The organism is Kitasatospora sp. NPDC058190, from assembly GCF_042883685.1.
Lineage (GTDB): Bacteria > Actinomycetota > Actinomycetes > Streptomycetales > Streptomycetaceae > Kitasatospora.
Map to the genome: position 1 here is coordinate 1 of NZ_JBHVVI010000175.1, position 14475 is coordinate 14475.

At 72.7% G+C, this 14475-nt stretch carries 16 protein-coding genes and 1 pseudogene; 9 read left to right on the forward strand and 8 right to left on the reverse strand.

Annotation, left to right across the window (positions count from 1 at the left end; translation table 11 throughout):
* Nucleotides 1-445 (forward strand): zinc ribbon domain-containing protein (locus ACFVWU_RS41605; protein WP_387631191.1); only part of this gene is annotated, 445 nt, incomplete at its 5' end.
* Here the strand turns inward: ACFVWU_RS41605 and ACFVWU_RS41610 are convergent.
* Nucleotides 439-684 carry a hypothetical protein gene (locus tag ACFVWU_RS41610; protein WP_387631194.1) on the reverse strand — a complete coding sequence of 82 codons (246 nt, stop codon included), beginning with the start codon at nt 682-684 and terminating at the stop codon, nt 439-441. The genes ACFVWU_RS41605 and ACFVWU_RS41610 overlap by 7 nt on opposite strands.
* A gap of 160 nt (nt 685-844) precedes the next feature.
* Here ACFVWU_RS41610 and ACFVWU_RS41615 point away from each other — a divergent pair, with 160 nt between their 5' ends.
* The 3 genes from ACFVWU_RS41615 to ACFVWU_RS41625 all read left to right on the forward strand — a co-directional run bounded on the left by ACFVWU_RS41615 (nt 845) and on the right by ACFVWU_RS41625 (nt 3520).
* Nucleotides 845-1255: a (2Fe-2S) ferredoxin domain-containing protein gene (locus ACFVWU_RS41615; protein ID WP_387631197.1), complete on the forward strand. Its 411-nt coding sequence runs from the start codon at nt 845-847 to the stop codon at nt 1253-1255.
* 120 nt (nt 1256-1375) lie between these two features.
* Complete coding sequence (locus ACFVWU_RS41620) at nt 1376-1630, forward strand: hypothetical protein (RefSeq protein WP_350739139.1); 255 nt, start codon at nt 1376-1378, stop codon at nt 1628-1630.
* Nucleotides 1631-1852: 222 nt separating this feature from the next.
* A complete protein-coding gene (locus ACFVWU_RS41625) occupies nt 1853-3520 on the forward strand; it encodes a fibronectin type III domain-containing protein (protein WP_387631200.1) in 1668 nt (555 codons plus the stop codon).
* A gap of 63 nt (nt 3521-3583) precedes the next feature.
* On the opposite strand, the gene ACFVWU_RS41630 is transcribed toward ACFVWU_RS41625, so the two are convergent.
* Together ACFVWU_RS41630 and ACFVWU_RS41635 are read right to left on the reverse strand one after the other, a co-directional pair.
* Nucleotides 3584-3916: a YnfA family protein gene (locus tag ACFVWU_RS41630; protein WP_387631203.1), complete on the reverse strand. Its 333-nt coding sequence runs from the start codon at nt 3914-3916 to the stop codon at nt 3584-3586.
* 19 nt (nt 3917-3935) lie between these two features.
* Nucleotides 3936-5150, reverse strand: coding sequence for a pyridoxal phosphate-dependent aminotransferase (locus ACFVWU_RS41635; protein ID WP_387631206.1), 1215 nt, complete (start codon nt 5148-5150; stop codon nt 3936-3938).
* 97 nt (nt 5151-5247) lie between these two features.
* On the opposite strand from ACFVWU_RS41635, the pseudogene ACFVWU_RS41640 reads away from it, so the two are divergent.
* Nucleotides 5248-5601 (forward strand): annotated as a pseudogene (locus ACFVWU_RS41640) (winged helix-turn-helix transcriptional regulator); the annotation flags it as partial.
* 283 nt (nt 5602-5884) lie between these two features.
* Nucleotides 5885-6688, forward strand: a complete 804-nt coding sequence (locus ACFVWU_RS41645; protein WP_387631208.1) for an SGNH/GDSL hydrolase family protein — start codon at nt 5885-5887, stop codon at nt 6686-6688.
* Here the strand turns inward: ACFVWU_RS41645 and ACFVWU_RS41650 are convergent.
* Nucleotides 6685-7335 (reverse strand): GNAT family N-acetyltransferase, encoded by a 651-nt coding sequence (locus tag ACFVWU_RS41650; protein WP_387631211.1) that lies wholly within the window; start codon nt 7333-7335, stop codon nt 6685-6687. The genes ACFVWU_RS41645 and ACFVWU_RS41650 overlap by 4 nt on opposite strands.
* A 133-nt stretch (nt 7336-7468) precedes the next feature.
* Here ACFVWU_RS41650 and ACFVWU_RS41655 point away from each other — a divergent pair, with 133 nt between their 5' ends.
* On the forward strand, nt 7469-8386 hold the full coding sequence (locus tag ACFVWU_RS41655; RefSeq protein WP_387631213.1) for a pentapeptide repeat-containing protein: 918 nt from the start codon (nt 7469-7471) through the stop codon (nt 8384-8386).
* A gap of 182 nt (nt 8387-8568) precedes the next feature.
* Here the strand turns inward: ACFVWU_RS41655 and ACFVWU_RS41660 are convergent, their stop codons facing one another.
* From ACFVWU_RS41660 to ACFVWU_RS41675, 4 genes are all read right to left on the reverse strand, one after another.
* On the reverse strand, nt 8569-9201 hold the full coding sequence (locus ACFVWU_RS41660) for a TetR/AcrR family transcriptional regulator (protein ID WP_387631216.1): 633 nt from the start codon (nt 9199-9201) through the stop codon (nt 8569-8571).
* Nucleotides 9202-9258: 57 nt separating this feature from the next.
* A complete protein-coding gene (locus tag ACFVWU_RS41665) occupies nt 9259-9582 on the reverse strand; it encodes a hypothetical protein (protein WP_387631219.1) in 324 nt (107 codons plus the stop codon).
* Entirely contained in the window at nt 9579-10091 is a 513-nt protein-coding gene (locus ACFVWU_RS41670; protein ID WP_387631221.1) for a DUF6232 family protein, read from the reverse strand. The genes ACFVWU_RS41665 and ACFVWU_RS41670 overlap by 4 nt, the downstream gene beginning before the upstream one ends.
* A 157-nt stretch (nt 10092-10248) precedes the next feature.
* Nucleotides 10249-11148: an aminoglycoside phosphotransferase family protein gene (locus ACFVWU_RS41675; RefSeq protein WP_387631223.1), complete on the reverse strand. Its 900-nt coding sequence runs from the start codon at nt 11146-11148 to the stop codon at nt 10249-10251.
* Between the two features lie 74 nt (nt 11149-11222).
* Here ACFVWU_RS41675 and ACFVWU_RS41680 point away from each other — a divergent pair, with 74 nt between their 5' ends.
* Together ACFVWU_RS41680 and ACFVWU_RS41685 are read left to right on the forward strand one after the other, a co-directional pair.
* Entirely contained in the window at nt 11223-11801 is a 579-nt protein-coding gene (locus tag ACFVWU_RS41680) for a hypothetical protein (protein ID WP_387631225.1), read from the forward strand.
* A gap of 157 nt (nt 11802-11958) precedes the next feature.
* On the forward strand, nt 11959-14430 hold the full coding sequence (locus ACFVWU_RS41685) for a Tex family protein (protein WP_387631228.1): 2472 nt from the start codon (nt 11959-11961) through the stop codon (nt 14428-14430).
* Nucleotides 14431-14475 lie beyond the last annotated feature (45 nt).

Here is a 14475-nt window from a genome sequence, read left to right on the forward strand (position 1 = left end):
CAACGTCGCCGGGATGGTGAGGAACCGCAATCTCGCCCGGGCCGTGTCCGACGCCGGGTTCGGCGAGATCCGCCGCCAACTCGCCTACAAGACCGTGTGGAACGGCGGCCGGCTCGACGTCGCCGACCGCTGGTTCCCCAGCTCCAAGACGTGCTCCCACTGCCAGGCAGTGAAACCCAAACTGCCTCTGCGGGTGCGTACCTTCAGCTGCGAACAGTGCGGGCTGGTCATCGACCGCGATGAGAACGCCGCGCTCAACCTCGCTTCCCTCGTGAAGCGCCACGTCGCCGGGAGTGGCCCGGAGACGCGAAACGGACGTGGAGCCGACCGTAAGACGGGACCTGGTCCCGCCGGTGGCCGTGAAGCGTCTACCTCGCACCGGCCCCTAGGCCGGGTCAGGCGAGGACCTTTGTCCCGAAATGGGCAAATCCTTGAGATTCACTGATCTCTCAAGGAACGGGAGTCGACGACGTAGATCTCGCCGCGTCGGACGTCCGCGGCCGCGACCCGGTCGGTCAGCATCCGGTCGCCCTGGCGCAGTCCCGGTCCCATCGCCGTGCCGTCCATCCGGTGGACCGAGTAGCCGCCGGTGAGGACCACCGAGAGCCCGAGGGCCCCGCAGAGGATCCCGAGCACCGCCACGGCCACCGAGAACCACAGGCCCACGGCCCTCCGCTTCGGCATCCGCCCGTCCTTCCCTGGAAACCGCCCCGTCGGCGCGGGACCCTCGGCATCCTAGTGAGGGGTGCCCCGGCCCGGCGGAGGGTCCCCGGGCGCCCGGTACAGTTCCGGTGCAGAGCGTGCCGCCGACCAGGGCTCGCCGACCCGAGGGGGAGCAGAGCCGATGAGCCGCCGTGACCGCGACCGCGACCGGAAGCAGGGTGCCGGGTCCCCGGTGACGGTGACCGTCTGCCGCGGCTGCTGCTGCGGCACCGAGGCGAAGCACCCGGGGGTGGACCACGCGGGGCAGTACGAGCGGCTGCGGACCGCGGTCGGCTCGGCGGGCCGGGTCCGCGCGGTGAAGTGCCTGGACGTCTGCACCCAGTCCAACGTGGTGGTGGTCGGCCCCTCCAGTGAGGGCCGGGCGGCGGGCGGCCGTCCGGTCTGGCTCGGCTTCGTGCTGATGGACGAGATGATCGACGACATAGCCGCCTGGGTGCACGCGGGCGGTCCGGGCCTGGCCGACCCGCCCGGTCTGCTCGACCTCCAGCTGATCTCGGTCTCCCGCCGGGTGCGCGAGGCCCTGCCCGACTGACCCCCTGACCGGCCGGATCAGTACTGACGGATGGTCAGATCGACGTCCCGGGGCGGCCGTGGGACCGGACCACTACCATGGCCGGTGCATCGAGCGGTTCCGCGCCGAGGGAGGAAGACGATGACGACGGTCTGCCGCATCTGCGCGGGCACCGGCCGGACCGCCGGCCTCAACTGCCGCACCTGTCAGGGCACCGGCACCACCGAGGTGGGCGGCGGGGGCGGCAACTGCTTCCTCTGCAACGGCACCGGGGTGTACGTCCGCTACCGGGTGGACGCGACCGGCGCCAAGCAGGCCTACCGGGACGAGATCTGCCGCACCTGTGACGGCACCGGCGACCGGGCCGCCACGCACTGGGACGAACCGTCCGCCTGATCTGCACTCGTCGGTGTCGCCGGCGCCGCCGCGGGGCCGGGCCCGTCCATGACACCCGGTCAGGCTCCGGTGTCGAAGGATCCCATGATCCGACGTGGGTTCGGTACGGGCATGCTCTTTGCCAAACCATGGTCGAACATTGGTGTTCGAGTGGGGGGCGCGCTGACACTCGTTCACCGGAAGTCCGCGTGCGGTCAACGCGCCGCTGACAGAGTCCCGCGCATGGATATCCCCAACATGGGCGTGCCGGCCAAGCTTGCCGACCGCATGAGCATGGCCGAGCAGCACGAGTACCTGCGGGCCCGCTTCTCCCGCCGCCGGATGCTGCGCGCCGGCGCCGTGACGGTGGGCGCCATCGCCGTCGGCGGAGCGCTGGGCGGCGGCACCGCGGTCGCGGCCCCGGCCGGCCCGCAGCTGCTGACGGGCGGCACGACGGACGGCATCGACGGCTCGCTGGTCGCGCCGATCGGGCGCCACCTCCAGTTCGGCCCCGAGCCGGACACCCAGTTCCGTATCTCCTGGCAGGTCCCGGCGCCGGTCAAGAAGCCGTTCCTGCGCTTCGGCAAGCACCCGTGGGACCTCAGCCACAAGGTCCAGGCCGAGGTCCGCGCCCTGCACACCCCGGCGCTGACCCCGAACAGCCAGCCGGTGGACCAGTACTACCTGCACGTGGCGCTGGAGGACCTGCACCCCGACACCACCTACTACTACGGTGTCGGCCACGAGGGCTTCGACCCGGCCTCGCAGCAGCGGATCTCCACCCTGCACACCTTCCGCACCGCGCCCGCCCGCGACCACCGCTGGGGCAAGGTGTACGAGCCGTTCACCTTCACCGCCTTCGGCGACCAGGGCGTCAGCTCGCACGCGGCCGGCAACGACCACGTGATCCTGGCCCAGAACCCGGCCTTCCACCTGCACGCCGGCGACATCTGCTACGCCGACCCGGCCGGCTCCGGCACCGACCCGGACAAGTCCGTCTACAACGCCCGGACCTGGGACGACTTCCTGGTCCAGACCGAGACGGTCGCCGCCACCGTGCCGTGGATGGTCGCGTACGGCAACCACGACATCGAGGCCTGGTACTCGCCCAACGGCTACGGCGGCGAGAACACCCGCTTCTACCTGCCGGACAACGGCCCGGACCCGCGCAAGGTCCCCGGCGTCTACAGCTTCCGCTACAAGAACGTCGGCGTCATCTCCCTCGACGCCAACGACGTGTCCTACGAGATCCCGGCCAACCTGGGCCTCTCGGCGGGCAAGCAGACCGCGTGGCTGGAGCGCACCCTCAAGGACCTGCGCGGCGACGAGACCGTCGACTTCATCGTGGTCTTCTTCCACCACTGCGCCTTCTCCACCACCGTCGCGCACGCCTCCGAGGGCGGTGTCCGCGAGGCCTGGGTGCCGCTGTTCGAGAAGTACCGGGTGGACCTGGTCATCAACGGCCACAACCACATCTACGAGCGCACCGACGCCATCCTCGGCAACAAGGTCTCGAAGCAGGTGCCGAGCGGCGCCACGATCGAGCCGGAGAAGGACGGCGTGGTCTACGTGACCGCGGGTGCGGCCGGCCGCAGCCTGTACAAGTTCGACGTGCCGGACACCTACGAGGGGCACGAGAACCACCAGGACGAGGTCACGACCTACTACTGGAGCAAGGGCCGGGTGAAGACCCCCGAGACCATCCAGTGGTCGCGGGTGCGCTACACCGGCTACTCCTTCATCAAGGTCGACGTCACCCCGGCGCACCTGGGCCAGAAGTCGGTCATGAAGGTCACCGCACTGACCGAGGACGGCAAGCAGATCGACAACTACAGCATCCTGCGCAAGGTCGGCGAGGGCTGGGACTCCGGCCGCGACGACGACGGCGAGGGCGGCGGCTGGGGCTGGTAGGCCCTGATCGACGCGACGGGCCCCGGTGCCGAGGAACTCCTCGGCACCGGGGCCCGGCCACGTTCAGCGCCGGGGCCCGTACATGATCACGGCGACCCCGGCCAGGCAGATCAGCGCGCCCAGCACGTCGTAGCGGGTCGGCCGGAAGCCGTCCACGGCCATGCCCCAGAGCAGCGAGCCGGCCACGAACACCCCGCCGTACGCGGCCAGCACCCGGCCGAAGTGGCTGTCCGGCTGCAGCGCCGCGACGAAGCCGTACGCGCCGAGCGCCACCACCCCCAACCCGGCCAGCCACCACGGCCGCTGCTCCCGCACGCTCTGCCAGACCAGCCAGCAGCCGCCGATCTCGGCGACGGCGGCGAGCACGAACAGGGCGACGGAACGCAGGACGGTCATGTGCTCGAGCGTATGGTGTTCAGCTCTGCCGGTACGTCGCGAGGAAGCGTCCGATCCGGTTGATCGCCGTCTCCAGGTCGTCGGCGCGCGGCAGGGTGACGAAGCGGAAGTGGTCCGGGCGGGGCCAGTTGAAGCCGGTGCCCTGGACGACGTGGATCTTCTCGCGCAGCAGCAGGTCCAGCACGAACCGCTCGTCGTCGACGATCCGGTGCACCGCCGGGTCGAGCTTGGCGAAGGCGTACAGGGCGCCCTTGGGCTTGACGCAGCTGACGCCGGGGATCTCGTTGAGCGCCTTGACCGCGATGTCGCGCTGCTCGGTGAGCCGGCCGCCGGGCAGTACCAGGTCGTTGATGGACTGGTGGCCGCCGAGCGCGGCCTGGACGGCGTACTGGGCGGGCACGTTGGGGCACAGCCGCATGCCGGAGAGCATGGTCAGGCCCTCCAGGTAGTCGGTCGCGTGCTGCTTGGGGCCGGAGACGACCAGCCAGCCGCTGCGGAAGCCGGCCACCCGGTAGGCCTTGGAGAGGCCGTTGAAGGTGAGGGTGAGCACGTCGTCGGCGAGGGCCGCCAGGCAGTGGTGCTCGGTGTCGTCGTAGAGGATCTTGTCGTAGATCTCGTCGGCCAGCACCATCAGCTGGTGGCGGCGGGCCAGGTCGAGGATGCCCTCCAGCAGCTCCTTCGGGTAGACCGCGCCGGTGGGGTTGTTGGGGTTGATGACCACGATCGCCTTGGTGCGGGCGGTGATCTTGGCGGCGATGTCGTCCAGGTCCGGGTACCACTCGGCCTCTTCGTCGCACAGGTAGTGCACGGCCTTGCCGCCGGCCAGCCGGACCGACGCGGTCCACAGCGGGTAGTCGGGCATCGGGACGAGCACCTCGTCACCGTCGTCCACCAGCGCGGTGACGGCCATCTGGATCAGCTCGGAGACACCGTTGCCGAGGTAGACGTCGTTGACGCCGACGCCCTGGACCCCGCGCTGCTGGTAGTACTGCACCACCGCGCGACGGGCCGGCAGGATGCCGCGCGAGTCGCTGTAGCCGTGCGCCCGGGGCAGGTTGCGGATGATGTCCTGGATGATCTCCTCGGGCGCCTCGAAGCCGAACGGGGCCGGGTTGCCGGTGTTCAGCCGCAGCACGCTGTGCCCGGCCTCCTCCAGGGCGTTGGCCTGGTCGACCACCGGGCCCCGGATCTCGTAGCACACGTCGTTCAGCTTGCTCGACTGCCGAAACTCCATCTGCGGCCTCCCGACCGTCACCACCGCTCCGTTGCTTCTGCTTTGTTCTACCAAGCGGACACTTGGAAAGTCCAACCTCTTGGCTATGCTGATCCACATGTCACGCCGAAGCTACGACCAGTACTGCGCCGTCGCCCGCGCCCTGGACGCGGTGGGGGAGCGCTGGAGCCTCCTGATCGTCCGTGAGCTCCTCGGTGGCCCGCGCCGCTACACCGACCTGCACGCCGACCTGCCCGGCGTCTCCACCGACATCCTCGCGGCCAGGCTCAAACAGCTGGAGGGCGAGGGGCTCGCCGTCCGGCGACGGCTGGAACGGCCGGCCAACGCGACGGTCTACGAGCTGACCGGGCGCGGACGCGAACTGCGGCCGGTGATCGAGGCCTTGGGGGAGTGGGGGCTGGGCGCCCTGGGCGAGCAGCGGCCCACCGACGCGGTGCGCGAGCACTGGTTCACGGCTGGGCGCGCCACGGACGAGGCGGTCGTCGCCCCTGGGTGACCGCCGGGTGCGGGGGTGGCCGCCGCGTGCAGGGGCAGCTGTGTGAACGGGCGGCTGTGTGCAGGGGCGGCGGCAAAGCCCCCGTCGCCGGCCGCCGCCCCGTGTGCTCAGGATGGCGCGGACCGATAAACGGGCAGTGGACGCCGGATGAGTGACCGGGGCCCCGCGGAACTGGTTGGTAAGCGCACACGTACGATCGTCGGACCGCGCAGCCAGCAGAGGAGAGCGGAGGCAGCCCGTGCCCACCAGCAAGCGCAGCTACGTCAGTTACGTCGCCATCGGAGACTCCTTCACCGAGGGCATGTGCGACGACGTGCTGCCCGACGGCCACTACCGCGGCTGGGCCGACCGGGTCGCCAGCGCCCTGGCCGCCGAGCACGCGGATCGGGTGGGGCAGTCGGACGGCGACTTCCGGTACGCCAACCTCGCCGTCCGCGGCAAGCTCATCGGCCAGATCCACGACGAGCAGCTCGCCACCGCCGCCGCCATGGGCGCCGAACTCGTCACCCTGGCCGGCGGCCTCAACGACGTGCTGCGCCCCGGCTGCGACATCGACCGGGTCGAGCGGCTGCTCGGCCGCTGCGCCGCCGACCTGCGCGCCGCCGGCGCCACCGTCGTCCTGTTCACCAGCACCGACCCCACCCGCCGCCTGGCGGGCAGCGCCCGGCTGCTGCCCGCCATCCTGCGGATGAAGGCCTTCGTGCAGGAGCTCGGGCAGCAGGACGGCTTCGCCGTGGTCGACCTCTTCTCCGCGCCCTGCTTCGACGACCGCCGGCTCTGGGCCGAGGACCGCCTGCACCTGTCGCCCGAGGGCCACCGCCGGGTCGCCGAGGGCGTGCTGGAGGCGCTCGGCCGCCCTGCCGCCTTCGACTGGCGCGCCCCGCTGCCGCCCGCCGCCCCGACCGGCCGCGCCGAGCGGCTGCGCTCGGACGCCCGCTGGCTGGGCACCCACCTCGGCCCGTGGGTCGGGCGCCGCCTCACCGGCCGCTCCTCCGGCGACGGCCGCCCGCCGAAGCGGCCCGAGCTGCTGCCGTACCGCTAGTCCTCCTGCTTTTCCAGGACCAGGCTCGCCATCGGGGCGTGGGTGGTCCAGCCCAGCGAGGTGTAGAGCGCCTGCCCCGCCGCCGTGCCGACCAGCACGCCGGTGCGGGCGCCGGTCTCGTACGCGGCGGACTGCAGGGTCCGCATCACCACCGAGCCCAGGCCCCGGCGGCGATGCTCGGGGGCCGTCACGATCTGGTCCGGCACGGCCACCGGGCCGGCCAGGCCCGCCTGGCCCCGGGCGGCCAGGTGCCCGTCCTCGGTGCGCACCAGCACCCGCAGGATCCCGCCCCTGGTCCAGGTGGTCACGGTGTAGCCGGCCGGGAGCTCGGGCCGCTCGGGGCCGAGCGGGGCGGTCATCAGGAAGCCCGGCTGGCCCAGCCGCCACCGCGGTCCGAGCCAGGGGCGCACGGTGTCGTCCTCGGCGAACAGCTTCAGCCAGGTGGTCGGCGCGGTGATCGTCTCGGCGAGCTTGCGGACCTCGCCCTCGGTCGGCTCGGGCAGCACGTGCCGACCCACCTCCTTGTCCGGTGCGCCGACGTCGATGCTCCAGCCCCACGGCTGCTCCACCGGGTCGGCGGAGCCCCGGGAGACCGTCCAACCGCTGATCCACATCCGGACCAGCTCGGTGATGCTCGGCTGCGGCATGCTGTCTGTCCCCCCGTACGTAATGGTCTCTTTGCCACTGCGCATATTACCGGCGTGAGGGTGGCCGTGCCCAGTAGGATTCCAGGGTTCACGGGGCCGGACCGACGCCCCGCCGCTGGAGGGACCCCGGAACGTGCGCGAGACCGAGCCGCCGCAGGATCAGACGGCGGCCGCGCCGACCCCGCTCCAGTCCGACTGCGGCAGCTGCTTCGGGCTCTGCTGCGTCGCCCTGCCCTTCGCGGCCACCGCCGACTTCGCCGTCGACAAGGCCGCCGGCACCCCCTGCCGCAACCTGCGGACCGACTTCAGCTGCGGAATCCACGCGCGGCTGCGGGACAGCGGCTTCCAGGGCTGCACCGTCTACGACTGCTTCGGCGCCGGACAGCGGGTCTCCCAGGTCACCTTCGGCGGGGTCAGCTGGCGCGAGGAGCCGGCCGGCGCCCAGCAGATGTTCGACGTGTTCCCGATCGTGCGGCAGCTCCACGAACTCCTCTGGTACCTCACCGAGGCGCTCACCTTCGAGGCGGCCCGGCCCGTCCACGCCGAACTGCGCCAGGCCCTGGAGGAGACCGACCGGCTGGCCGGCGGCACCCCCGAGGAGATCCTCGCCGTCGACGTCCCCGCCCACCGCCAGCGGGTCAGCGACCTGCTGCTGCGCGCCGGCGAACTCGTCCGCGCCGCCGTCCCCCGCCGCCGCGAGCACCGCGGCGCCGACCTCTTCGGCGCCCGCCTGCGCGGCGCGGACCTGCGCGGCGCCAACCTCCGCGGCGCCCTCCTCGTCGCCGCCGACCTCTCCGGCGCCGACCTGCGCCTCGCCGACCTGATCGGCGCCGACCTGCGCGACGCCAACCTCGCCGGCGCCGACCTCAGCTCGGCCCTCTTCCTCACCCAGGCCCAACTCAACGCCGCCCGCGGCGACGCCACCACCCGCCTCCCCGCCACCCTCACCCGCCCCACCCACTGGCCGGAGACGGCCAGTGCCCCCGCGCACGCCGCCGCCCCGGGCAAGCCGCGTGGCGGGGGCCGTTCCGGCAGGCCGCGGCGGCGGTAGCCCCGCCCCGCCGCTGTTCGCGACCAGGGGTGGATCCGGCCCTCGGGCGCGACGGCGGCGATCCGCACGGCCGGAGGCCGCAACCCCTTCTTCGTCGGCTCACCCGGCGCGGGGCCGGGTTTCGCGCTCCCGACGCCGGCTGCCGAGCGCGGGTCCGTGGGTCCGGGCTCGGGTCCTGACGCTCAGGCCTCGGCGTAGCCGCCGGTGAGCAGGTCGAAGGCGCGGGTGGCGTCGGCGACGGCGTCGGGGTGGAGGTCGTCGGCGGAGCGGCCGTCGTGGTGGATGCGGCGCCAGTTGTGCAGGGCGAGGACGCGTTGGGTGGCGGTGACCTGGGCGGCGAGGACGGGGGCGGTGAGGTCGCGGGGTTCGGGCAGGTCGGGGGCCTCGCGCAGGGCGTCGGCGAGGGACTGTTCGGCGCGGGCGACGTAGGCGCCGACCCGGGCGGCCAGGCTCGGGGTGCCGTAGACCAGGGCGGTGAAGGCCAGTACCTGCGGGTGGTCGTTGAGGCCGGTGACGGGGTCGCGCCGGGCGAGGCCGTCCAGGAAGTCGCGGCGCAGGGCGTCGAGCACCGTCTCGTCGGCGCCGCGGCCCCGGACCACCTCGGCCGCCTGCTCCTGGTGGTCGGCGAAGCGGTGGACGACCAGATCCTCCTTGCTGGGGAAGTAGCTGAACAGGGTGGGCTTGGAGACCTCGGCGGCGGCCGCGACGTCCGCCACCGACACCTGGTCGAAGCCGTGCTCCAGGAAGAGCGCGATGGCCGCCTCGGAGATGGCCTGTCGCGTCCGCTCCTTCTTGCGCTCCCGCAGTCCCGTCATACCGGCCACGCTAGCAGTCGGGATTGACCAGGACAGATTCCTGACCTGGTATGAAAATCAGCTGTTGAGGGAGTCCAGGATCCGCCGGACCGACTCCACCACCGGCGCACCCGCCCGGACCAGCGAGGCCACTCCGGAGATGTTGCGCAGCGCGCGGCGCAGCGCCGACGGCGAGGCGGCGGAGCCGTCGCCGATCGCCTCCAGTGACTCGTCCAGTACCTCGCGGTCCTCGGCCGGCACCTGCTCGCGCAACTGGTGGACGGCGGTGACGAGCTCGCGGAGCGCGGCCTGCGGATCGACCGGGCCTTGGTTCTTGACGATGCCGATGTTGTGGTCGCCGTGCTGGGTGACCGAGTCGCCGAAGTGGAAGGAGTTGCTCACAGTCCGACCCGCTTTCCGGTGTTGTGGTCGCCGTACTGGGTGATCTTGTCGCCGATGTGGACGTTCTCGACCTGGAGTGCGAACTCGGCCTGGGGGTTGTCGATCGCCTCCATGATCATCTGGATCAGATTGCCGATCTGCCGGGCGTCGTGGCTCACCACGGCGGTGGTCGCGGAGTTCGAGGTCTCGATGACCAGCTTGTACACCGCCTTCTGCCGCAGTCGGGTGACGAACCGGTAGAGGCAGAACAGGAGGGCGGCGACCAGCAGCACGCCCGGGACGGCGCGGGCCATCGGCTGGTCCGTCGCGTTCTTGGTGAGCGCGCCGACGAAGCCGGCGGCGACCAGCAGACCGATCACCTGCCGGACGAACCTGATGACGGTCCGCAGGCGCTTGGGCGGCCACCACACCAACTGCCGGGCCCGGGCGATGTGCTGCAGCGGGTACGCGTCCCCGCCGATCCACAGCACCCGCCGGCTCACCCTGACGTCGATCACGCTCCGTGCCAAATCCGCTCCCCCTGTCGCTAGTGGCGGGGAGAACCATAGCAATGGCCCCGGACAGCACGAGCGGTGGCGGAGGGTCAGGCGGCCGGGGCCGCGCGTACGGGCAGCGGGCAGCGCATCCGCGGCACGTCATCGTCGGCGAGGAGTCGCCGGGCCGGTTCTAGCCGCTCCGGTCGGCGAGGACCTCGCGGACCACGTGGCGGGCGTTCGCGGTCAGCGCCGGGTCGGTGTGGCGGTAGTAGGGGATCGTCACCAGGGCGATGGAGAAGGCCCAGGCGCGGCCGCGGGCCCACATCGCGTCGTCCGCGTGCAGGGCGGCCCGGAAGGTGGGGCGGGCGGCGGCGGGGAGCAGGTTCCAGGCGGCGATCAGGTCGGCGGTGGGGTCGCCGACGCCCATCAGGGCGAAGTCGAGGACGGCGGCGAGCCGGCCGGTTCTGGAGACCAGCAGGTTGCCGGGGGTGAGGTCGCCGTGCATCCAGGTCGGCGGGCCGTCGTACTCGGGGAGGCGAAGTGCCTTGTCCCACAGGGCGGTTGCGGCCGCCGTGTCGATCGCGCCGGTCAGCTGGGTGATCGCCGCGCGGGTGGCGCCGTCCCGGGAGGCGAGCGGGACGCTGCGGTGTCCGGCGGGGCCGCCCGCGGGGTCGGCGGTGCGCAGGGCGTTGACGAAGCCGGCCAGGTCGCGGGCCAGGGCGTCGGGGGCGGCGAGGGCGCCGACCGCCGGGTTGACGCCGTCGAGCCAGCGCAGCACCGACCACTCCCACGGGTAGCCCGCGGCGGGGCGGCCGACGGCGATCGGTGCGGGGACGGGCAGCGGCAGTCGTGGTGCCAGCCTGGGCAGCCACTGGTGCTCCCGGCGGACGTCCCCGGCCGCCCACTCCACCCGGGGCAGCCGGACGGCGAGTTCGGGCCCGAGCCGGAACATCGCGTTGTCCGTCCCGGCGGACCCGACGGGCGTGACCGGAAGACCCACCCACTCGGGGAACTGGGCGGAGATCAACCGCCGTACCAGGGCCGCGTCGACGACCGGTTCATCGGGGTGCATCCGGGCGGCAGCGCACATGCCCGGCAGCGTACAGCGCAGATCGTCGGGCTTCAGCCGGATTCCCGAACTGCCCGGCCCGATAAGGTGAGGAGATGGTGATCAGTCGGCGGACGGCCGGGGAGCGCCGGGCACTGCGCGCGGCGCTGGGTGCGTTGGCGCTGCTCACGCTGCTGGGTGCGGCGGGCGACTACAGCGCGGGCTCGGGCGGGCTGCTGGTGCTGCGCGAGTGGTTCGACCGGCCGCTCCTGCTGTTCACCGTCGCGCTGCCGCTGCTGCTGGTGGTGTTGTACTGCGTCACCTGGCGGGCCTGGATCCGGGTGGTCCTGGGCGTCGGCGTCATGCTGGCGGCCGCGGCGACGGTGCCGCTGTGGCTCTTCCTGGACGCCCCGCAGGCCACCGCGACGCAGAAGGCGCCCAACCGGTCGGACCGCCGGATCGTCCGGCAGGAGCAGGCCGGAATGCTCAGCACCGCCCAGTGGATCTTCGTCGACCAGGGCACCGGCCTGACCACCCGCCGCTGGCAGATCGCCTACGCGGACTTCAGGGTCGACGACTCGATCGACGCGGCCTGGGACGGCCCGGACCGGATCAGGCTGACCTACGGCAGCTGGACGAAGGTGATCGACCTCGCCACCGACGGCCGCCCCAGCGGCTCGCTCACGCTGGTGTGACCCGCACCCCCCAACTGGACCCCGCCCAAGCCTGATTGGGTTCGCCGCCCTATCGCGCCACGCCCGCCGCCCCGGGTGCGGCCGGGAGCCGTCACCGGTACCTGCCAGAATGCAGGGCGTACGGCGAAAAGCACTGAAGGAGAAGGTGACCGGCTTCGTGACCACGCCAGTCGAACAGGGGGCCCGGCAGGCCCAGCAGGCGATCGAGCGGAAGATCGCCGAGGAACTGGGCGTCCGTGAGGGGCAGGTGAAGGCTGCGGTCGACCTGCTCGACGGCGGCGCGACCGTCCCCTTCGTGGCCCGCTACCGCAAGGAGGTCACCGGCTCGCTGGACGACGCCCAGCTGCGCACCCTGGAGGAGCGGCTGCGCTACCTGCGCGAGCTGGAGGAGCGCCGGGCGGCCGTCCTGGAGTCGATCGAGGCCCAGGGCAAGCTGGACGACGCGCTGCGCGCCCAGGTGCTCGCCGCGGACTCCAAGGCCCGGCTGGAGGACATCTACCTGCCCTTCAAGCCCAAGCGGCGCACCAAGGCGCAGATCGCCCGCGAGGCGGGCCTGGAGCCGCTGGCCGACACCCTGCTCGCCGACCCGACGCAGGACCCGGCCGTGCTCGCCGCCCGGTACCTGAACGAGTCGGTGGCGGACGGCCCCGCCGCCCTGGAGGGCGCCCGGGCGATCCTGGTCGAGCGCTTCGGCGAGGACGCCGACCTGGTCGGCTCGCTGCGCGAGCGGATGTGGACCCGGGGCCGCCTGGTCGCGAAGGTCCGGGACGGCAAGGAGGGCGACGGCGCCAAGTTCGCCGACTACTTCGACTTCGCCGAGCCCTACACCAAGCTCCCCTCGCACCGCATCCTGGCGATGCTGCGCGGCGAGAAGGAGGAGGTGCTCGACCTCGAACTCTCGCCCTACGACGGCGAGTCCGCCGGCGACCTGCCCGGAGAGAGCGACTACGAGCAGCGCATCGCCGGCCGCTTCGGCATCGCCGACCACGGCCGCCCGGCCGACAAATGGCTGGGCGACACCGTCCGTTGGGCCTGGCGCACCCGCATCCTGGTCCGGCTCGGCATCGACCTGCGCGGTCGGCTGCGCGCCGAGGCCGAGGACGAGGCGGTGCGCGTCTTCGCCGCCAACCTGCGCGACCTGCTGCTCGCCGCCCCGGCCGGCACCCGCGCCACCATGGGTCTGGACCCGGGCTTCCGCACCGGCGTGAAGGTCGCCGTGGTGGACGCCACCGGCAAGGTCGTCGCGTACGAGACGATCTACCCGCACCAGCCCGCCAACAAGTGGGACGCGGCCCTGGGCACCCTGGCCGCGCTGGCGAAGAAGCACGACGTCGACCTGGTCGCGATCGGCAACGGCACCGCCTCCCGGGAGACCGACAAGCTCGCCGAGGACCTGATCAAGCGCCACCCCGAGCTGAACCTCACCAAGGCGATGGTCAGCGAGGCCGGCGCCTCGGTCTACTCGGCCTCGGCGTTCGCCTCGCAGGAGCTGCCGGACCTGGACGTGTCGATCCGCGGCGCGGTCTCCATCGCCCGCCGTCTCCAGGACCCGCTGGCCGAACTGGTCAAGATCGATCCCAAGTCGATCGGCGTCGGCCAGTACCAGCACGACCTGAGCGAGGTGAAGCTCTCCCGCTCGCTGGACGCCGTGGTCGAGGACTGCGTCAACGCCGTCGGCGTGGACGTCAACACCGCCTCGGCGCCGCTGCTCACCCGGGTCTCCGGCGTCACCGCCACGCTGGCCGACAACATCGTGGCCCACCGCGACGCCAACGGCCCGTTCCGCACCCGCAGGCAGCTCAAGGACGTCGCCCGGCTCGGCCCCAAGGCCTTCGAGCAGTGCGCCGGCTTCCTGCGCATCCCCGGCGGCGAGGACCCGCTGGACGCCTCCAGCGTGCACCCCGAGGCCTACCCGGTGGTGCGCCGCATCCTCGCCTCGACCGGCGGGGAGCTGCGCGAGCTGATCGGCAACAGCGAGCGGCTGCGCGCGCTGCGCCCGGCCGACTTCGCCGACGACACCTTCGGCGTCCCGACCGTCACCGACATCCTCGGCGAGCTGGACAAACCGGGCCGCGACCCGCGCCCGGCCTTCCGCACCGCCGTCTTCAAGGAGGGCGTCGACAAGATCGGCGACCTGGAGGTCGGCATGGTGCTGGAGGGCGTGGTCACCAATGTCGCCGCCTTCGGCGCCTTCGTCGACGTGGGCGTCCACCAGGACGGGCTGGTGCACGTCTCGGCGCTGTCGAGGAACTTCGTCAAGGACCCGCGCGAGGTGGTCAAGCCCGGCGACATCGTCAAGGTCCGGGTGCTCTCGGTGGACGTGCCGCGCAAGCGGATCGGGCTCACCCTGCGGCTGGACGACGAGGTCGGCCGCGACCGCGGCGGCGACCGGGGCGACCGGCAGGCCCGCCCGCCGCGCCAGGAGCGGCGTGGTGGCGGCCAGGGCGGCCAGGGTGGCCAGGGTGGCCGCGGCGGGCAGGACCGGCGCGACCGGGGTGACCGCGGCGACCGGGGCGGCTTCGGCGCCGCCGCGCCGGCCAACAGCGCCATGGCGGACGCGCTGCGCCGCGCGGGCCTGGCCGGTGGCGGCGACGGCGGCCCGGGCGACCGGCGCTCCGGGCGGCGCTGAGGCCGGCGGCAGCGGAAACGGCAGTGGAAACGGCCGGGGCCGGTG